The 16,508-nt window shown below is 40.3% G+C and carries 17 protein-coding genes; 1 reads left to right on the forward strand and 16 read right to left on the reverse strand.

All coding sequences use genetic code 11. From position 1 onward, the window contains the following. Positions 1-28: 28 nt before the first annotated feature. The 16 genes from EW142_RS10740 to EW142_RS10815 all read right to left on the reverse strand — a co-directional run bounded on the left by EW142_RS10740 (position 29) and on the right by EW142_RS10815 (position 14,838). Entirely contained in the window at positions 29-1,372 is a 1,344-nt protein-coding gene (locus EW142_RS10740) for an oligosaccharide flippase family protein (RefSeq protein WP_165395260.1), read from the reverse strand. Further along, complete coding sequence (locus tag EW142_RS10745) at positions 1,372-3,603, reverse strand: GumC family protein (protein WP_130613715.1); 2,232 nt, start codon at positions 3,601-3,603, stop codon at positions 1,372-1,374. Before EW142_RS10745 ends, EW142_RS10740 begins: the two co-directional genes overlap by 1 nt. A gap of 3 nt (positions 3,604-3,606) precedes the next feature. Further along, entirely contained in the window at positions 3,607-4,344 is a 738-nt protein-coding gene (locus EW142_RS10750) for a TolC family protein (protein WP_130613717.1), read from the reverse strand. Continuing rightward, complete coding sequence (locus EW142_RS16905; protein WP_130613719.1) at positions 4,344-5,537, reverse strand: sugar transferase; 1,194 nt, start codon at positions 5,535-5,537, stop codon at positions 4,344-4,346. Before EW142_RS16905 ends, EW142_RS10750 begins: the two co-directional genes overlap by 1 nt. A gap of 5 nt (positions 5,538-5,542) precedes the next feature. Continuing rightward, positions 5,543-5,908 carry a response regulator transcription factor gene (locus tag EW142_RS10760; protein WP_130613721.1) on the reverse strand — a complete coding sequence of 122 codons (366 nt, stop codon included), beginning with the start codon at positions 5,906-5,908 and terminating at the stop codon, positions 5,543-5,545. Positions 5,909-6,080: 172 nt separating this feature from the next. Beyond that, complete coding sequence (locus tag EW142_RS10765; protein WP_130613723.1) at positions 6,081-6,926, reverse strand: glycosyltransferase family 2 protein; 846 nt, start codon at positions 6,924-6,926, stop codon at positions 6,081-6,083. A 19-nt stretch (positions 6,927-6,945) separates the two neighbouring features. Beyond that, a complete protein-coding gene (locus EW142_RS10770; RefSeq protein ID WP_130613725.1) occupies positions 6,946-7,248 on the reverse strand; it encodes an STAS domain-containing protein in 303 nt (100 codons plus the stop codon). A gap of 109 nt (positions 7,249-7,357) precedes the next feature. Further along, the gene (locus tag EW142_RS10775) at positions 7,358-8,068 is read right to left on the reverse strand and encodes a LytR/AlgR family response regulator transcription factor (RefSeq protein WP_130613726.1); all 711 of its coding nucleotides are present in this window, start codon (positions 8,066-8,068) and stop codon (positions 7,358-7,360) included. 1 nt (position 8,069) lies between these two features. Further along, positions 8,070-8,390: an Hpt domain-containing protein gene (locus EW142_RS10780; protein ID WP_130613728.1), complete on the reverse strand. Its 321-nt coding sequence runs from the start codon at positions 8,388-8,390 to the stop codon at positions 8,070-8,072. Positions 8,391-8,393: 3 nt separating this feature from the next. Further along, positions 8,394-9,446: a sensor histidine kinase gene (locus tag EW142_RS10785; RefSeq protein ID WP_130613730.1), complete on the reverse strand. Its 1,053-nt coding sequence runs from the start codon at positions 9,444-9,446 to the stop codon at positions 8,394-8,396. After that, complete coding sequence (locus EW142_RS10790) at positions 9,447-10,574, reverse strand: FIST signal transduction protein (protein WP_130613732.1); 1,128 nt, start codon at positions 10,572-10,574, stop codon at positions 9,447-9,449. A 4-nt stretch (positions 10,575-10,578) separates the two neighbouring features. Next, the gene (locus EW142_RS10795; RefSeq protein WP_240740200.1) at positions 10,579-12,987 is read right to left on the reverse strand and encodes a PAS domain-containing sensor histidine kinase; all 2,409 of its coding nucleotides are present in this window, start codon (positions 12,985-12,987) and stop codon (positions 10,579-10,581) included. Next, positions 12,941-13,483, reverse strand: coding sequence for a heme NO-binding domain-containing protein (locus tag EW142_RS10800; protein ID WP_130613734.1), 543 nt, complete (start codon positions 13,481-13,483; stop codon positions 12,941-12,943). The genes EW142_RS10795 and EW142_RS10800 overlap by 47 nt, the downstream gene beginning before the upstream one ends. 76 nt (positions 13,484-13,559) lie before the next feature. Continuing rightward, positions 13,560-13,958 carry a response regulator gene (locus EW142_RS10805; protein ID WP_130613736.1) on the reverse strand — a complete coding sequence of 133 codons (399 nt, stop codon included), beginning with the start codon at positions 13,956-13,958 and terminating at the stop codon, positions 13,560-13,562. 119 nt (positions 13,959-14,077) lie between these two features. Continuing rightward, on the reverse strand, positions 14,078-14,437 hold the full coding sequence (locus EW142_RS10810; protein WP_130613738.1) for an MmcQ/YjbR family DNA-binding protein: 360 nt from the start codon (positions 14,435-14,437) through the stop codon (positions 14,078-14,080). Next, positions 14,434-14,838 (reverse strand): Dabb family protein, encoded by a 405-nt coding sequence (locus EW142_RS10815; RefSeq protein WP_130613740.1) that lies wholly within the window; start codon positions 14,836-14,838, stop codon positions 14,434-14,436. Before EW142_RS10815 ends, EW142_RS10810 begins: the two co-directional genes overlap by 4 nt. 124 nt (positions 14,839-14,962) lie before the next feature. On the opposite strand from EW142_RS10815, the gene EW142_RS10820 reads away from it, so the two are divergent. Next, a complete protein-coding gene (locus EW142_RS10820; RefSeq protein WP_130613741.1) occupies positions 14,963-16,492 on the forward strand; it encodes a serine hydrolase domain-containing protein in 1,530 nt (509 codons plus the stop codon). Positions 16,493-16,508: the final 16 nt, after the last annotated feature.

Consider the following 16,508-nt stretch of genomic DNA (forward strand, 5'->3'; position numbering starts at 1 on the left):
GCCCCATGTGTTGTTTCAAAAGGACTCATTAGCCTAAATGGATTTTGAGGTTTCTTAAAAACAACACGCTTTCTGAAAATATGTCCCGTCCCCTTATCTGAATTTCTCTTTTGAGGTAATAGAATCCCATAAAAATTCCCATCACGGTAAATAAAACTGTACCTACTGCGACGGCAACTAGGCTTTCAAAAACAAAAACCGCCAATACGTTAAGCACAATATTGGCTGAAGTCATTACCAAAACCTTGTATAAATTCAATTTTGGTTTATTGATGCTATCCAATAGAACCCCGGTAAAGCGATCAATCGGCAGAAGCATGATATAGAAAGTAAACACCCTAAAAATGAGCGTGAGAAGTGGGAGTGCGTCTTTGTATTCGTTGCCTCCCAAGAATAAGACCATAGGCTCAGCAAAAACAAAACCTGCAAAAGCCACTGGAAAGAACAACAAGGTGACTATCCCCACATAGGAATAAAATATTTTTTTAGTGCCCATGATATCCCCTTGGATGGATTTTTTGGACATTCTAGGATAGGCTGTCATAGCAAAACTATGGAGAGGAATGCCCAAAAGATCAGTCAATTTCAGTGGGATGGCGTACATGGCAATTCCTGCCGAGCCCAAGATGGGGCTCATTCCTATGATAAACGTATCTGAACTCTTCAGCAGGCTTGAGCTAATCAAGGTGCCCATAGAGTATTTACCAAAGTTTATCAGTTCCTTTTGGACGTTTCTTTTCGCTTGGGATATAAATAAAAGTCCGTCCCAGTTTTTCAAGGAACACCAAAGACCCGAAATAGCATTCACCACAATGTTCACCCAAATGATCTCAACCAAACCAAGACCTAGCAACGCATAATTGATTACTAAAAAAACGCAGAATAGGCCGACATTAGAAAGCCGAACGAACATCATTCTCTTGAAGTTTTGTTCAGCTTGAAAGAGGGACATCGCATTATTCCAACTCAAATTGGAAAGTGCCAGAAAGGGGTAATACATCAAAAAAAGAAGATACCCATTGTTGATTTCGAAACCACCTGCAACTACTAAGCCGTACAGCATCCAGCAAGCTAAGGTTAGAACAACAAGTAATACCAAATTGATGCGAAAGGAAGTACCCAAAACAACCTTTACATTTTCTTTGTCCGCACCGGACAAAAGCCTGACGGAAGAAGTCCTGGTCAATCCAAAACGCAAAAGGTCGACAAAGGTGGCCAAAGTGATAAACAGCACCCATTCTCCAAAAAGTTCTTTGCTCAATTGTCGGGTAAGCAACATAAAACTCACTAGGCCCAAAAAGGCCACACTCACGTTGGCCATCAATGACGAAAGATTCTTTTCCTTACCAATATTTTTGAGCTTTCCCAACATTAAGCAACAGAGGTTTTTGTGAAAAATCTGAACTGAACCGCTTTCTTTACCCATTTTCTTACTATGGATCGCTTTTTGGGAAGGTCTCCCACGACAGTTTCCATTTCAAGAACTTTCACCCCATTTAAAATGATGGTCGGTTCTGGACCTGTGGTGGCCTCTTTAAAAAGTTCCAGTGCATTTTTATCTGCTTCCCCCCAAGCCCTATTGGCCCTTGTGACCAAAAAGGTATAGTCCATGGTAGCAGCTAACTTAACTGGAAATGGATTCTTGATTATGCTGGGCATCTCCAAAATGACAAAATCGAAAAGCTTGAAATCTGAAATGGAATTGGCTTCATCAAACTCCTTAACGTTGGAAATCTTGTATAGTTTATCGCTTATCGGATAAACCAGTCTTTGATAACATTGGCTGGGGAGTTGCAAATCTTCCTCATCATAAGTGATGTGAAGTATGTTGTAATCCAGTTCACAAAGCTTTGCGATCAGGTGTTTGCATATAAAGGTTTTACCTTCAGTTTCCTGTGTGGAAAACAGCATGTTGACCAAAGGCTCTCTTTCTTTCTCTTTTTTGAATTGGTTGAGAATAATGTTTCTTGAGATCGCGTTCACCGCCTTGTTTTTTAGATACTCATAATCCATTTTTTTGCTGGATGAGCTAATCACCGGAAAGATTGACGATACTTTCAAACCAATTTTGTCCTCTGCCCTTTTTGCGGTATTGATATTTCCGTCCAAAAGTTCAAGAACCAAAATGGTGGCCGCAACCAAGACGAAACCTGCCATGAAGGCAACTATGACCACTAACATTCGCTTGCTGGGTTTCGGACTAATGGGGTAAAAGGGGACCTCTGTAAGTTTGATATTGGACTTCAGTTCTACGTTTTGTTGGCGCAACTTGGCCAAGCCCAAACTGTGCAATAGACTCAAATATTCTCTTTCAGCAATGTCGATTTTACGTTCCAAACGTTTCATGGTGGCTCCCAAAGGGGAAAATTCTTGATACAGTTCTTTGAACTCCTCCCGTTTTTGGTCCATCACTTTCAACTGGGCATCAAAACCTTCATATTCGATTGTTTTTTGCAACCAATCTGAAAGAATACTTGTTGATGCCACGCTTTTGGTATCATAATCTGTTGTGTAGAGCGTATCCACATGGGAAGCCAATTGTTCCTCAAGTTCTTTAATCCGCGACATCTTTTTTGATACTTCTTTTGCATCCTTTTCGATTTGGACCGAGTCTTTTTCAAGGCCCAAAGTTTTCATGGAAACCTCAAAGTTCAACCTTGAAAGTTCCTTCCGTAAACTCATAATACTTTGACTCGAAACGCGTTTTAACTGATGGCTTTCCAATTTGGATTCCAAGGTTTCCAATACCGCTTTCGCCGCATGAAACTTCCGTAACACCTCGAAATATTTGATTTCAAATTCCTCTTTTTCCGCAGCGATATGCTTGGTTTGCTCGTAATAGTTGATGATGTTATTGGTTCTATTAAAGTTCAATAACTCATCTTCAGCGCCTCTGAGATCAGTGGTGGATTCATTCAACTGTCCCTCAAAATATCGTACAACAGCATCAGATTGATTGGCCTTGATATCAGCATTTAACCTTACAAAGGTTTCACATATAATCAGCAAGGTATTTTGACAAATGGCGGGATCTTCGGATTCAAATTCGATATCCACAAAATCACTATTGGAAATTCTTCGCAACCCTACTCTTCCCAGAATCTTTTCAATACTGTAGTCGGGATGATCAAGATTGATGAGTTTGTAAATAAAGTTAGTGTGGTCCGATTCTTTTAGCCTTGAGAAATTCGCATAGGTCTTTTCCAAATCACCTTTGACCACCAGTTGCTTTACCTCCTCAGGGACAGCTTCCATCAACTCACGATATTTTTTATGTGAGATGATCTTAACATCAGCGCTGTCCAAAACCATGTGTTGGGCAAAAAGTTTTAGTCCCACAATTTCAATGGTGGTCCTTGCCTTAATGAGGTTCAGTAAGTTATCGTAAGCCGTATTTGTGGCTCTAAAATCTATTTTGGTATTCTCCAGTTCAATGTTCGACCCTGTTGCAATTCCCGTATAAATACGTGCCTTGGAATTGAATACCTTGGGTTCATTTCGGGTGAGGTAAAATACCATGGATGCCAAAATGATAGGGACAGCCACCAGAAGTCCAGCATGCCGCAGAAGGAGACGAACAAAATATAAGAGATTAAACTTCATTTATTAAATATTCAGATTAGCACCAATGATGTTCTGTAAAGCCATAACGGATGAAACAAACTCCGACCGTTGTAGTTCAAAATTCATGGTTGCTTGGTTCATCATTTGTTGCAATCGGGTATATTCCGTGACATTGATAACCCCATTGGAAAAATCTTTCTCCGCTCTTAAGGACTGGACCCTAAAATTATCCACTATGGATCCCGAGATGAAGAACATACGATGGTGTTTCAATACGTCGTTATACAGTTCTGCCACCTTTTGTTCGAGTTCCACTTCGGCCACTTCGGTTTCAAAACGGGCTTTTTCCGCTTCGCCTTTGGCACTTAATATTCTAGCTCTCCTGTTGATGATTGCAGAGAGAGGTAAACGGATAGAAACACCTACATTGTAACGGCTTTGTTCAGTGGAGAAAAGCTGCTGGCTTTGGGGATCACCTGCAATTTGAGAATTGCTCAGGTTATCAAAAATTCCATAGTTGTAGCCCGCCTCAAGGTTAATGTACTGCAACCAGGCTCGTTGCTCAAAAGAAACAACACCATCACGGTATTGCTGTTCAGAAATAGTTACTTTGATAAAGGGGGAATACTCTTTGGCCATCGCTACCAAAGTATCCAGCGGTGGTAGTTTTTTGCTAATATCGTTTTCCTGCAGTCCCTTTTCAATAAATGCATTGATAGACTGCGACCTTACGGTATTCAGCGATAAAAAAATCAATAAGATGCCCCAGTATTTTGTCATTACACGTTTTCTTTTTGAAAGACCGCTTTGAAGGTTCGAAGCACAATCCACATATCTATCAGAAATGCGTATTTGCTATTCGCGTATTTTACGTATTTGATGTCCAATTGTTTTCGTTCTTCGGGAGACATTTTGGAGGTTCTACCCCTTGCTTCCACTTGCCATAAACCTGTGATGCCCGCCGGCCCATTAAATCGGTCGGTCCATTCATCGGTGGTGAGCACCTCGGCTTCGTACAACGGCAATGGTCTATTCCCCACAATCGACATATCTCCTTTTAACACATTGATCAATTGAGGAAGTTCGTCGATGCTCAATTTTCGTATGATTTTGCCCACTTTGGTGATTCGAGGATCATTGTCAAACTTTACAAAAGCACTTTTTGCGCTTTCACGTCGCTTGGTGTTGTGCTGCAGTTCGTCCACTTGGGTATCGTCACCAATAAGCACAGTTCCGGAGGACATGGACTCTTCTTGATGCAAATCCTCCTCTCCTTTACCCTCATCAGCATCTGCATATTGATTGAGGTGTTGAAATTCCTTCAGCCGCTTGTCGGCATCGGGGTACATGGAGCGCAGCTTATAAAAATCAAAAATCTTATAACCTGTGCCGACCCTTTTTGAAATGTAATACACTTTTCCTTTGGATTCGAGCCGGATGGCCAATATGACCAAGAGCAAAAACGGAGAGGCCAATAGCAACGCCAAGCCCGACACCGCAATGTCGAAGCTGCGTTTCCAAAAGCCTATTTTATATTCTTTTAGTGCTCCCTTGGGAGGTGCGATTTTTTCCCTTTTCAGATTTGCCTTTAGTTCTTTCAAAAACTGAACTCTATCCAGAATATTGGAGATGGAAAGCGGTTGTACATAAAAATCGTCTATTCCACTTTTTACGGCATCCGACAGGTCTTCTTTGTTCCTTTCCTTAGCAATCAAAATGAAGGGAATGGCATGATCGTTGGCGAATCGTTTTCGCAAAACTCTATGGAACTCGATACCCGTTTGACCAGGAATTTGTTTTTCACACAGAATAGCGTCCACGCCTTTGTTTTCTTCCAACCATTTGATGGCCAAAACAGAATTTTTGACTTGATGAAAGTCAACTTTTTTGGAACAGTTTTGAAATTGCTCTTCAACACCCCTGTTCTCCCCTACATAAAGAAGACAGATTTTTTTGTCTGATAAAATTTCCATGGTTTCTATGTGCGGACCAACAGTTTTTCTACTCGAATCAATAGCTCCTCAGGATTGAACGGTTTGACCAAGTAGTCGTCCGCGCCAAGTTTTAAGCATTGAATACGGTCAGCGCTACTATCCCGACAGCTCAGAACAATAATTGGGACATTGGCAAAATATCCGCTTTCCTTGACCTTTTTAATCAACTCAAAGCCATCCATATTAGGCATTTCCAAATCGGTGATGATAAGGTCGGGAATGTTCCCATCCTGCATCCAAGACAAGGCTGAAAGGCCGTCTTCCATGGTGGTCACGTTATAGGATTGCCCTAAAAATTGACTTACCAATTCACTAAGTGACTGTTTGTCGTCAACAACTAAAATTTTCATGGTACTTACTATTTTGGGGTTGTAGTATTTAATACTTGTGAAAAGTAGGATTTATATTACTTTTTTGTAATTCTATGTTGTAAAACCAAGGCATCCTGTTGTAAGGCCAGAATTATCGGAGGTGTTGGTTTTTAAAGGTTGAACTCAGAGTTAGTGCAGAAAATCAGTCGGGCTATTGACCAATCTTCTCGATTTCCAAACTGTGATAGGTATCTTCCAAAGGAGTATTGGTATTTATGAACCTTTCATTGCAAAATGGGAAAGGTTTTCCTGGCTCTCTTTTAGGAGGAAGGGCGGTGTATACATCCACCGGAACATATTGAAATATGCCCTTAGTATGAAGATGCATGGCCAACATTCCATCATCACAACCTGACACGGCCCTCAAATCGGTTTCGTATCCAATAGGCAACAAGGCGTCTTTTTTGATGGCCATACAAACGGCCCGAATATGTTTTATCCTCGAGGTAAAACCTTTGGCCATCTTCATTCTGAAATACATTTCCTTCAGTTTATTTCTGAGCTTCATTTTCCTCGAAAGCTGAAAATCAGCATCATAACTTTTTGAAACGGAATACGTCAATACCAAATCCTCTTCTTCAAAAAAGGGAAGCACCATATGATCTATATAGTAGGGATCATAAATGGTATCGGGGTCCATCGAACAAATAATCTGGCCCCTTGCCACTTCAAGTCCTTTTTGGCGAGCATGGGTGATACCTTGCTCGGGTTGACTTACCACCTTGGCTCCAAGTTGCTGTAAAATGGAGAGGCTTTCTGTATCTGCATTGTTTTCAACAAAGATCACCTCATACGGAATTATGGTCTTCAAATTCGCCAGTGAACAGATATGGCCCACCAAGGTTTCTTTGGCCCGGTACACCGGGGTAACCAAGCTCACCACGGGCTTCTCCACAGAGTCCAAGAGCTGGAAATAGGTCGTTAGACGATTAAAATCCTCGTCGTTCAACTGTTTGGGTGATATCCCAAAGAAAGGCTGGTATGAGGTGATTTTCATATCTAAATTTTAATGGAAACTATACCCTATCTGCGCTTAGGATGTAGTTGGTCTTTGTAGTATTCATAGTTTCCAAAACAGTTTCGTTTTGGCGACCAATAAGGAAAACCGCTTTGTTGCGCTGTGCGGATTTTTGATATAATTTTTCAAAGAAATGTGCGGCAGCGGCGTCCAGCGAAGTGACCTTTTCCAGACTCACCACGAAGGTATCATGGCTCTCAAGAATCGAATCAAAATAAACCCCTAAAGAGTTGATATGCTGGGTTGATACTTTTCCCATAACCTCAAAGACTCCTCGATTTTCTCTTATTTCCAAAGACATATGTTAAAACAGTTTAGTTAATAATCCCAATTGTGCTTTAACATTTTCATATAGTGGTTAACTAACTAACGGATAAATCTGAGTTTATTGTAGTATTTTTCTTTCTTTATTATAATAAATTGAGCCGCTGCATTAACTCGGGCCTATTGGATCTGCTTATGGGGATAACATTTCGTTCGATGAGCACACTGTTGTCCTGAATATCTACAATTTGGGTAAAGTTGATAATGAACGATCGATGAATCTGAAAAAAGCTGGAGTCTGGCAATTTTTCCTTGATTTTCTTCAAAGTCGAATGAACACGGTACCGCTTTCCCAAAGTCTGTATTTCTATATAATCTCCCTTGGCCTCAATCAATAAAATATCGTTGAACTTCAACTTAATAAGTCGTCGGTCTATATTAATATATAGGTCTTCATCTTCGTCCTGAACGCTTTTGTTTGACTTGGAACCCAATCCATCCTGTCCGAAAGCATTCTCGAGTCTTCGCATGCACTTTTCAAACCGCTCTGTGGTGATCGGCTTTACCAAATAATCCACAATGAAAGGGTATTCATAAGCTTCAATGGCAAAATTCTTATCTGAAGTGGTAAGTACTATCTTGGGAGGATTCTGAACAGTCTCAATCAAATCGAAACCGGTTAATTTGGGCATATGGATATCCAAAAAAATCAAGTCAACTTGATTGTCCTTCAAAAATTTCATGGCTTCCAAGGCATTGGGAAATTCGGCTCGAACTTCCATCCCAGGAATTTTTTTGCAGAGCTCCTTTACGATGGCCCTGGCGCTTGCCTCATCGTCAACAATTATGCTTCTCATCTTATGCTATTTTTAAAATGAACTCCTCCACCGTATGCAAGACCTCGTGAAAATCTGATTTCAAGTTTGTGTTTCCATACTTTAGGTCCTCTTCATATTTAATGGCCAATCTGTAGCCCTGCTGCAACCCAAGAATGCCTAATTTATGTTTTATTTTATGAACAATCTTCGCAGATTCCTCCAGGTCTTCCCGTTCCAAATTTTCCAAATACTCGTTCTTTTCCTTGGGAAACTCGTTTTGGATGATAGAGAGGAATTTCTTTTCAAAATCTTCGTTTCCTCCCGAAATTTCTTTGATATAATCAAGATTTGGTAATTCCATTGCTTAAAGCTCTTTTTTGATGGTGAAAAAGAAAGTGGTTCCGCGTTCCTCTGAAGAGGAAAGCCAAATGTCTCCTTTGTAGTAGTTGATAATTTTTTTGACCAGAGCCAATCCAATCCCGGTGGCGCTAGAGTTATTTTCTAATTTTTTGAACATATCAAAGATTCCAACTTGAAGATGCTTTGGAATCCCTTTGCCATTGTCTGTGACGGTGAACAACCAACCATCTTTTTCCTTTTGCACATCAATCCCCACGCATCCATCAGTTTTATCACCACAGGCGGTAATGGCATTGGTGATCAAATTTTTGAAGAGTTGTTCCATCCGATATTTCCCCGTAAACAGTTTTGGCAGGTTCTTGCTTTTTTTGATGGTGATATTCTCTGGAACATATATGGTCTGTTCAATTTCATCCAACAAATCATACAAATCCAAAACAACAGGTTGTTCCTGTAGAGAATCGATACTGGAATGCCTTAATATTCCGTCAATCAAACTGTCCATTTTAGTAAGGTTTTGAAAAATGAGGTCAATATTTTGATTGCTCTGCTCGTTGAAATTTTCTTTGCCGTCCTCAAACACCCAACTCACCAAGGAGTGTACATTTCGAATGGGGGATTTCAGATCATGGGACACCATGTGGGCATAGTTGTTCAATGATTCATTCTGTTGTTCCAAATTTTTAAGGAGAATGTCTTTTTCCTCGGTAATTTCAACAAGGCGATGTGCCTGTTTCTCAATATCCTCGACCAATTTTTGATGATCCAATTTAAACTCCCCATTTTCCCGGTTCCCGCCTTCATGCTGCATAGATGCAACAGCTCTGCTGAGAGCCTTCAACACCTTGCGTTGGCTTTCCGTTTCTTGGTTCAACCTTAAATTGGCCTCGTAGAGTTCCTCTGAACTCAACACTGTGGCTCTTTGAATCATTTTCAGCTTCTCATCAAAATCAGAATATGATTTGCTAATGGCAGCAAAAAAAGATTCGAGAACCTGTCCGTTGACCAGTTCTTCGGGAAGGTGTTTTTTGATTTGTCGTTTAAGCAACGAATGCATTTATTCACTCAATAAGGTTAATGTCATGGTTTGATTGTGCAGTTGGCACTCGTTCTTTCCGGCAAATGGTGCCATTTCACCGTAGGAATAAAATCCTGTAATCGCGGCTTGGTCTCCAATGATATCAGCTACCTCCTCAATCTCATCTTCAGTTCTTTGATCTAAAACCAATTTCCTTCCCACACAACTGATCAAGATGGCCAGTTCTGGTTTGTTCTTTCTCCCCCTCATGGCGAGTTCTGCTGCTTTGGAGGCACCTTCGGCTATGTCGTCCACAGTGGACATCATTAACTGCACCTTAGAATCTACCGGTACATCCCCAGCAAGAATCATCGAACTGTTTTCTTCATCGATGGTAAGTATGGTGCGAACCAAAGGTTCTTTTTTATCGTGTTGTTGTACAGTAAGCGGATATAGCAAAGCCGCCTGGGGTAATTCTTCTGCCCTTTCGCCTAGGTATTTTTTGTATAGGTCGAGAGCAGGTTTGCCATCAATCTCAAAAAGGACATTGTTCTTGGACTTGGTGATAGTGCGCACCGGACCAAAAGCGGTCCAACCACCATAGTTGGCATAGGATACTTCCAATTCATCACCATAAAACCCGATGGCGATCACCTCACCTTGCTTTGGGTTTTCATTGTAAGAGGCCAATGTCTTTTCAAAACGGGCACCATCCCCACATAGCCCCCCGGTTATGGAGGCTTGAAAACTTGAATCGGATTCCAGACCTTGAATGAGACCGCTTCCGTTCACAAAACTCCCATCGGAAACAACAAAGAGATGATCTAAATTCTCTTTGTCAAAGCTTTTAGAGATTGCCTCGCCCATTTCTTCAATACTGGCATAGTCAGAGACATTTTTGTTTTCAATTTTGAAACGGGTCTTTTCAAACTCTATGGCGGTCAGGGTAATGCTTCCGTCATAGACATTGGTATCCATAATCTCCCCCGATGTAGATCCAAAAACAAGATGCCCGTCGGGATACATTTCTTGAATTTCCCCAAAAAGCTTGTTATCCTCCAGGAGGTATCTATCTCCAAATACCAATACCAGGGGTTCTTTTAAGGTTTCTTCTTGTTGGAATTCCCAATTTTCATTACCAATTCGTTTTGCCTGTACTATCTTCATTTTATTAATTTTTATGGTTTTTGATTAAGGTGAAGAAAAAGGTGGTTCCTTCGCCTATTTCACTTTCCAGCCATACTTTTCCTTTGTACCGATCAATGATTTTTTTCACGATGGAAAGCCCAATCCCCGTTGAGCGTTCGTTGTTGCCGATGGATTGAAATATTTCAAATATCTTTTTGTGGTATTCCTCAGGAATTCCAACACCATTGTCCTTTATACTGAATTCCCAGTGGGTGTCTTGGTCTTTATAATCAATTTCCACAAGGCCCTCAGGTTTTTCAATATTTACCACGGCATTGCTGAGGAAGTTCTGGAACAATTGGTGCACCATGGTTCTATCCGCCTTGATTACCGGTAGCTTCTGAATGATTTTAATGGCAACATTATCCGGTATGTAGATGATTTCCTTTATCTCTTTGATGACCTCATCAACATTGACCTCCTTGTTTTCCAAAGCATCACTGTTCACCGTGGAATACTTCAAAATGCCTGATATCAATTTGTCCATACCTTCAATCTTCTCTTGAATCATTTGAAGATTGTAGCGACCTGTTTCGTCCAATTGATCTTTGTAATCGTCATATAGCCATGAGGCTAGCGCACTAACACTACGCAAGGGTGATTTTAAATCATGCGATACGATATGTGCATATTCTTGAAGCCCCTTGTTACTGGCTTCCAATTCGATTAAAAGGTTTTCCTTTTGTAGCTCCAGATTTTTTTGTTCGGTTATGTCCAAGTGGATTCCGATAGAGCCAATAATGTTTCCAATTTCATCATACCGAGGTGCGCCACTAATCAACCAAAATCGCTGATCTCCTTTTCGGGTTTTTACGGCTACCTCATAAGAATCTGATATGCCCCGAAGTCTTTTTGTGGTATGTTTCCTGATTTTTTCTTTGTCCTTCTCCACAATTTGAATGACCTCTTTGGCATTATTGCCAATGAGCTCAATGGAAGAATAGCCAATCATGTCACAAAAGCTTTGATTGACCATTAAAATGTTTTCTTCCGTGTCCACCTCAACAAGACCGAGGTTCATATTGGCAATAATGCTGCCGTACTTTTCCTTTTGGATTTCAAGGTTCTTTCGGTAGTTCTTTTTTAAGGTCACATCGTTATAGCTCCAAAGATGACCTTGATATTCGCCGTTATTGAATAAAGGAATGTAGTCCCTTTCGAAGGTTCGTCCATCCACTAGCTCCATTTCATCGGCAGCAACAGCTTCCTTCTGTTCCAAAACGTGTTCCATTCTCCGCACTACGGAATCTTGTTCCAAAAACAGATGTTTGTACTTGTGAATGGATTGCGCGCTGTTCACACCTTTTAAAGTCTCTGGTGAAACAGGAATTCCAAAAAGATCACAGAACTTTTGATTGGCCAAAACAATCTTGCGGTCCTGGTCTTCCAGCAAAATTCCCATCTGTAGATTTTTGATGAGCGTACCCATTCGTTCTTCAGAAGCCTTTAGTTTTTCTTCGGAAATCTTTTCTTGGGTAATGTCCTCAATTAGGGCTACACTATAGGATACCTCTCCTTTTTCATCCAATGAAGAACTGATGGAAGTTTTTCCATGCAATGTTTCCCCACTCTTTTTAAAGAACTTGCGTACAATTGTGAAGCTTTTGTCCTCTTCGATACTCTTCCTTACCAAAGTTTCGTACAGATCATTGTCTTCCAAAGTGGAAATGTCATCAAGAGATAGTTTAGACAGTTCAACCTCCGTATATCCCAAAAGCTCAATGAACGATTTGTTGGCTCGAACAATCTTATCTTTTACAATCAAAAGAATACCCAAAGGGGAGTTCTCTACAATAATATCTTGCTGCTTTTTTTGATTTTCAAGGAGTTTCTTTATTTCAATTTCTTGGGTGATGTCGCGTATAACGCCTTGGGCCGCTATGGGAATCCCTTCTTTGTTATAAATAAGGCTTGCATTGATATTGACATGCTTTTCAACCTTGCCTTTGGTGAAAATTTTTGCGGAATAATTTTTTAGAATCCCAACTTGCAGTAAGCTCTGAAACGATTCTGCAGTATATTCAATATAGTCGGGATGTACCAAGCCAGAAAGATAGATGTCGTCTTGGGTGTGATCATATCCCAAAAACTCTTTCGCCGAAGTATTCATGTTGACCACTTTTGTATTGAGGTCCATGACCACATAAGGATCAATGATATTGATAAAGGCAGAGTCCAATGGAGTGCCCTGCTTAGTGAGCAGATTTTCCAAACGACCGTTTGCCTCTCTTAAATGCAAGCTAGCATCGTAGAGTTCTTTGGATTTATGCTCCAAAAGATTTTCTGCCACTTTTCTGGCCTTCTTCTCACGAAGCAAGGCCCGTTTTAGTATGGCAACTTCGCCGTTATCCATTTTGGACGAGCGTAAACTTGACTTCCGTTCCGTTTTCATTCAAGAGTTTATAATCTACTTTTACCATTTTTCCAAAGTGCTCAAACGTCTTCACGATCAACCCGTGGGCCAAAGCATAAAGTCCTCTTGAAGAGCTATAGATCATTTCAAGGGTTCGCTCTGTTTTGGATAGTATTTTAAATTCGGGCAGTTCGGCATCAGGATATAGTTTCTTCACATGCACGTGAATGTGATCCTCGATACAGTTGAGCAATGCTATGGGCGACTTATAACTGGCAACCACCTCAGGGTGTGCCTTGGTCAGACTTCCAAAAAGGAAATGCCCAAAAGAATAGAGTAAGTTTTCTTGGGTAATACCGGTCTCACTATTGAGCTCCGTTAGCAAACTTACCATCTCATTAAAATCATAAGTGCCCACGGAGGTATACACCCCTTCTGAAGGAAGGTTGGCGTTCTGGATTATGGTATCCACGGTTTGAAAACCAAAAGTAGCTTCGACCATTTCCAGAAACTCGGTAAATACAATTCCTTTCATAATAAGAATATTATGATTTAAAAGTAGGAATTGTACTACCTATGCTAAAAAGAATGTTGTGAAATGCCGTTTTTTGTTAGGCTTTGATCAATTCGCTGATTTCCCAGTAGTCAAAAACCTTTTTTAACTTGGATTCATAATCCTCATATTTCAGAGGTTTGATAATGTAACCTGCTATCCCTATTTCGAAACACCTTAGAAGGTCTACCCGATTTTCAGATGTGGTCAAAATAATGGTAGGGAGATATTTTAGCCTATCATCGGCCTTTAGCTTGGTCAAGAATTCCGTACCGCTCATTCTTGGCATATTCAAATCCAATAGAATGATATCGGGCAAATTGCCTTGCCTCAAAATTTCCAAGGCTTCTTCTCCATTTTTTGCCTCGGTAATTTTGTGTCTGCTGTCAAACTTTGAAATCGCTCGTTGCAATTTCATGGTTTCGATCATATCGTCCTCGATAAACAGAACATTCATGATAGTATATATTTAGGATACAAAAGTGAAAAATATCCTTCAGAAAAAGACTACAAGTTGGCTAAATCCTGAAAAACTGTCGGTGAGTGGTAGAGTTCGTTCGTTGAATTAGGAAGTGATCAAGGCAATAATTTGAGTTCTTCCCTGAGGGCTTTGGGCATTTTTGCCACTACCAAATCATAGGAATGGTCTACCAACTCCATGATGAGTTCTGGCGAAAGTCTTTCCAAATACATAGTATTCCAATGCTTTTTGCTCATGTGATAGCCTGGAATGATATCCCCATCGTATTCTTCCCGAAGCTCTAGAGCTCTATCGGGATCGCATTTTAGATTGCATTGAGAGGGAACGCGTTCCAAGGGAATGAGGGCGAACATTTTTCCCATCACCTTGAACACCAATGTTTCCTCATCAAACGGAAATTCTTCGGTTACTCCTTTTTTTTGCAGGCAATACTCCCGCAGTGCTTCTACGTTCATTCCTCTAGTCCTAAAGCATCATAAACCAAAACTTTTTCCCAGAGCTCCTTGCATTCCTCAATGAAAATCAGATGTGCCTCTTCTTTTTGATATCCATCTTGGGCTTCTGCGGATTCAAAGGTCACGATTAAGGAATAGGTATAGGAGTCGTCCACGACATCGCGCGTTGCTTTAGGAGGAACACCAATGAAGTTGGTCTTGGCAAACTTTGAATTCCTTAAAAACTTTTTGAGCGATGTTTCAAATTGTTCCCGAACATTTGGATTATTAGGTTCCTTCAACCATACATATACGGAATGGGAAAACGCTGGGTCGAAGTCCAATACTTCTTTTTCGGTTTGGGAAATACCTTTAATGGTCAATAGCCCAAAAATTAAGATGGCAATATGTTTTGTTTTCATTATATAGGGTGGAAATATATTTCTTAAAGATACTGTAACAAACAAAAATTACCCAACTCTATTAAATGCCATTGAATGGCATTTTATACTTAGCCATTGGCTTCCTAAAAAATTTAGACCAACCATGTATAAGTCTCTAGCCGTTTCGCTCATCTTGTTATTCTCCTTCGGGTGTTCCAATTCTCATACTAAACAACCTGATTCCAAAGACCAATTTTCAAACGAGTTATCGGAATTGAAAGAATACTTTCAAATACCAGGGTTAAGTGTATTGGTCACAAAAGGCGAGCAGATAATCTTTGAAGATTACCTTGGTTTTGCGGATATCGATTTAGAGATTCCCATGGATTCGGTCACGACCATTCAAATGGCATCGCTGACCAAGATGTTTTCGGCAATCGCTGTTATGCAGTTGGTAGAAGAGGGAAAGATAACATTGGATGAACCCGTCAATACTTATGTTAATGGCCGAGGTTTGGGTGATTCCATACAAATAAAGCATATCCTCTCACATACCTCCCAAGGTATTCCTGGAAAGCACTTTTACTATAACAATAACCGATTCATGATGCTTGGAGATATCATAGAAAAAGCGTCAGGAAAGGACTTTAAAACAAATATCTATGAAAGAATCATCACTCCTCTCAAGCTTCAAAACACCTACTTGTTGAAAGACTCAATGCAAGTAGTATTGGAGAAAAGAAAAATTGCGCAGCCATACTTTTTAGGTGGGCAGCCAATAAAGGGGTATATGGAACGGAAACCTCAACCGGGATTCATAGATTATGGATTTTCCGCTGCAGCCGGAGTTTCTTCAACAGTTCGCGATTTATCAAAATTAAGCACTGCCTTGGACAATAACACCTTACTTAATGATTCTTCCAAAAAAACGATGTTCACTTCATTTGACATTGGAATTCCCTACGGTCTTGGGGTTTTCACACAAGAGTTTATGAATGAGCAACTCGTATGGGGATATGGGCAATACGACTGCTATTCTAGTTTATTCCTAAAAGTGCCCAATAAAGATTTGACCTTTATAATAGCGGCCAACAACAATTTGATGAGTGATCCTGCCAGGTTGATAGCTGGTGATGTTACCTATTCATTGTTCGCACTTAGCTTTTTGAAGAATTATGTTTTTGAATTTGATGCTATTCCCCTTTTCGAAAATCAGATAACACTACCGACCTTAAAAGATAGGTTGACCGAAGACAACTTGGAATTTTACAGAAAAAAACTGTTGGCGCAGTCCTTGGCTGCAACTTTCATGTATCGCTACGCCGATGAAGAAGGCGGATTGAGCAAACAAATACTGAACCTAACATTTGATCAATTTTTGGATTATGAGGAATACGGCGACCTAATTCTTATGAGAAATTTATTCATGCTCAAGTCGATGGGTTCATTTCGCGGTGAAGAAGAATTCAAAGATTTTGATCAACAATTCGAGGCATTGGGACAAAAACTCCTGAATATTGATAAGGAAAATCCCTATGCCAATTATTATATGGCAAACTATTTTCATATGAAACAGCAGCAAGACAGTAGTTTGGTTCACTACAAAAAAATTGTAGAGGCGCAAAACTTCTCACCCTGGTGGTACACATGGGAGGCCCAAAAGTGGATTGATGAAAACTATACTGACCAATGATGTTCAATTGCCATAA

Origin of the sequence: Flagellimonas allohymeniacidonis, assembly GCF_004296335.1 — a bacterium.
GTDB classification, from domain to species: domain Bacteria; phylum Bacteroidota; class Bacteroidia; order Flavobacteriales; family Flavobacteriaceae; genus Flagellimonas; species Flagellimonas allohymeniacidonis.

Bases quoted from the DNA above. Each gene is read 5' to 3' on its own strand.
- EW142_RS10765 (WP_130613723.1), bottom strand. From the start codon at position 6,926: ATGAAAATCACCTCATACCAGCCTTTCTTTGGGATATCACCCAAACAG.
- EW142_RS10775 (WP_130613726.1), bottom strand. From the start codon at position 8,068: ATGAGAAGCATAATTGTTGACGATGAGGCAAGCGCCAGGGCCATCGTA.
- EW142_RS10750 (WP_130613717.1), bottom strand. From the start codon at position 4,344: ATGACAAAATACTGGGGCATCTTATTGATTTTTTTATCGCTGAATACC.
- EW142_RS10820 (WP_130613741.1), top strand. From the start codon at position 14,963: ATGTATAAGTCTCTAGCCGTTTCGCTCATCTTGTTATTCTCCTTCGGG.
- EW142_RS16905 (WP_130613719.1), bottom strand. From the start codon at position 5,537: ATGGAAATTTTATCAGACAAAAAAATCTGTCTTCTTTATGTAGGGGAG.
- EW142_RS10815 (WP_130613740.1), bottom strand. From the start codon at position 14,838: ATGAAAACAAAACATATTGCCATCTTAATTTTTGGGCTATTGACCATT.
- EW142_RS10760 (WP_130613721.1), bottom strand. From the start codon at position 5,908: ATGAAAATTTTAGTTGTTGACGACAAACAGTCACTTAGTGAATTGGTA.
- EW142_RS10800 (WP_130613734.1), bottom strand. From the start codon at position 13,483: ATGAAAGGAATTGTATTTACCGAGTTTCTGGAAATGGTCGAAGCTACT.
- EW142_RS10780 (WP_130613728.1), bottom strand. From the start codon at position 8,390: ATGGAATTACCAAATCTTGATTATATCAAAGAAATTTCGGGAGGAAAC.
- EW142_RS10810 (WP_130613738.1), bottom strand. From the start codon at position 14,437: ATGAACGTAGAAGCACTGCGGGAGTATTGCCTGCAAAAAAAAGGAGTA.
- EW142_RS10795 (WP_240740200.1), bottom strand. From the start codon at position 12,987: ATGAAAACGGAACGGAAGTCAAGTTTACGCTCGTCCAAAATGGATAAC.
- EW142_RS10805 (WP_130613736.1), bottom strand. From the start codon at position 13,958: ATGAATGTTCTGTTTATCGAGGACGATATGATCGAAACCATGAAATTG.
- EW142_RS10770 (WP_130613725.1), bottom strand. From the start codon at position 7,248: ATGTCTTTGGAAATAAGAGAAAATCGAGGAGTCTTTGAGGTTATGGGA.
- EW142_RS10745 (WP_130613715.1), bottom strand. From the start codon at position 3,603: ATGAAGTTTAATCTCTTATATTTTGTTCGTCTCCTTCTGCGGCATGCT.
- EW142_RS10740 (WP_165395260.1), bottom strand. From the start codon at position 1,372: ATGTTGGGAAAGCTCAAAAATATTGGTAAGGAAAAGAATCTTTCGTCA.
- EW142_RS10785 (WP_130613730.1), bottom strand. From the start codon at position 9,446: ATGCATTCGTTGCTTAAACGACAAATCAAAAAACACCTTCCCGAAGAA.
- EW142_RS10790 (WP_130613732.1), bottom strand. From the start codon at position 10,574: ATGAAGATAGTACAGGCAAAACGAATTGGTAATGAAAATTGGGAATTC.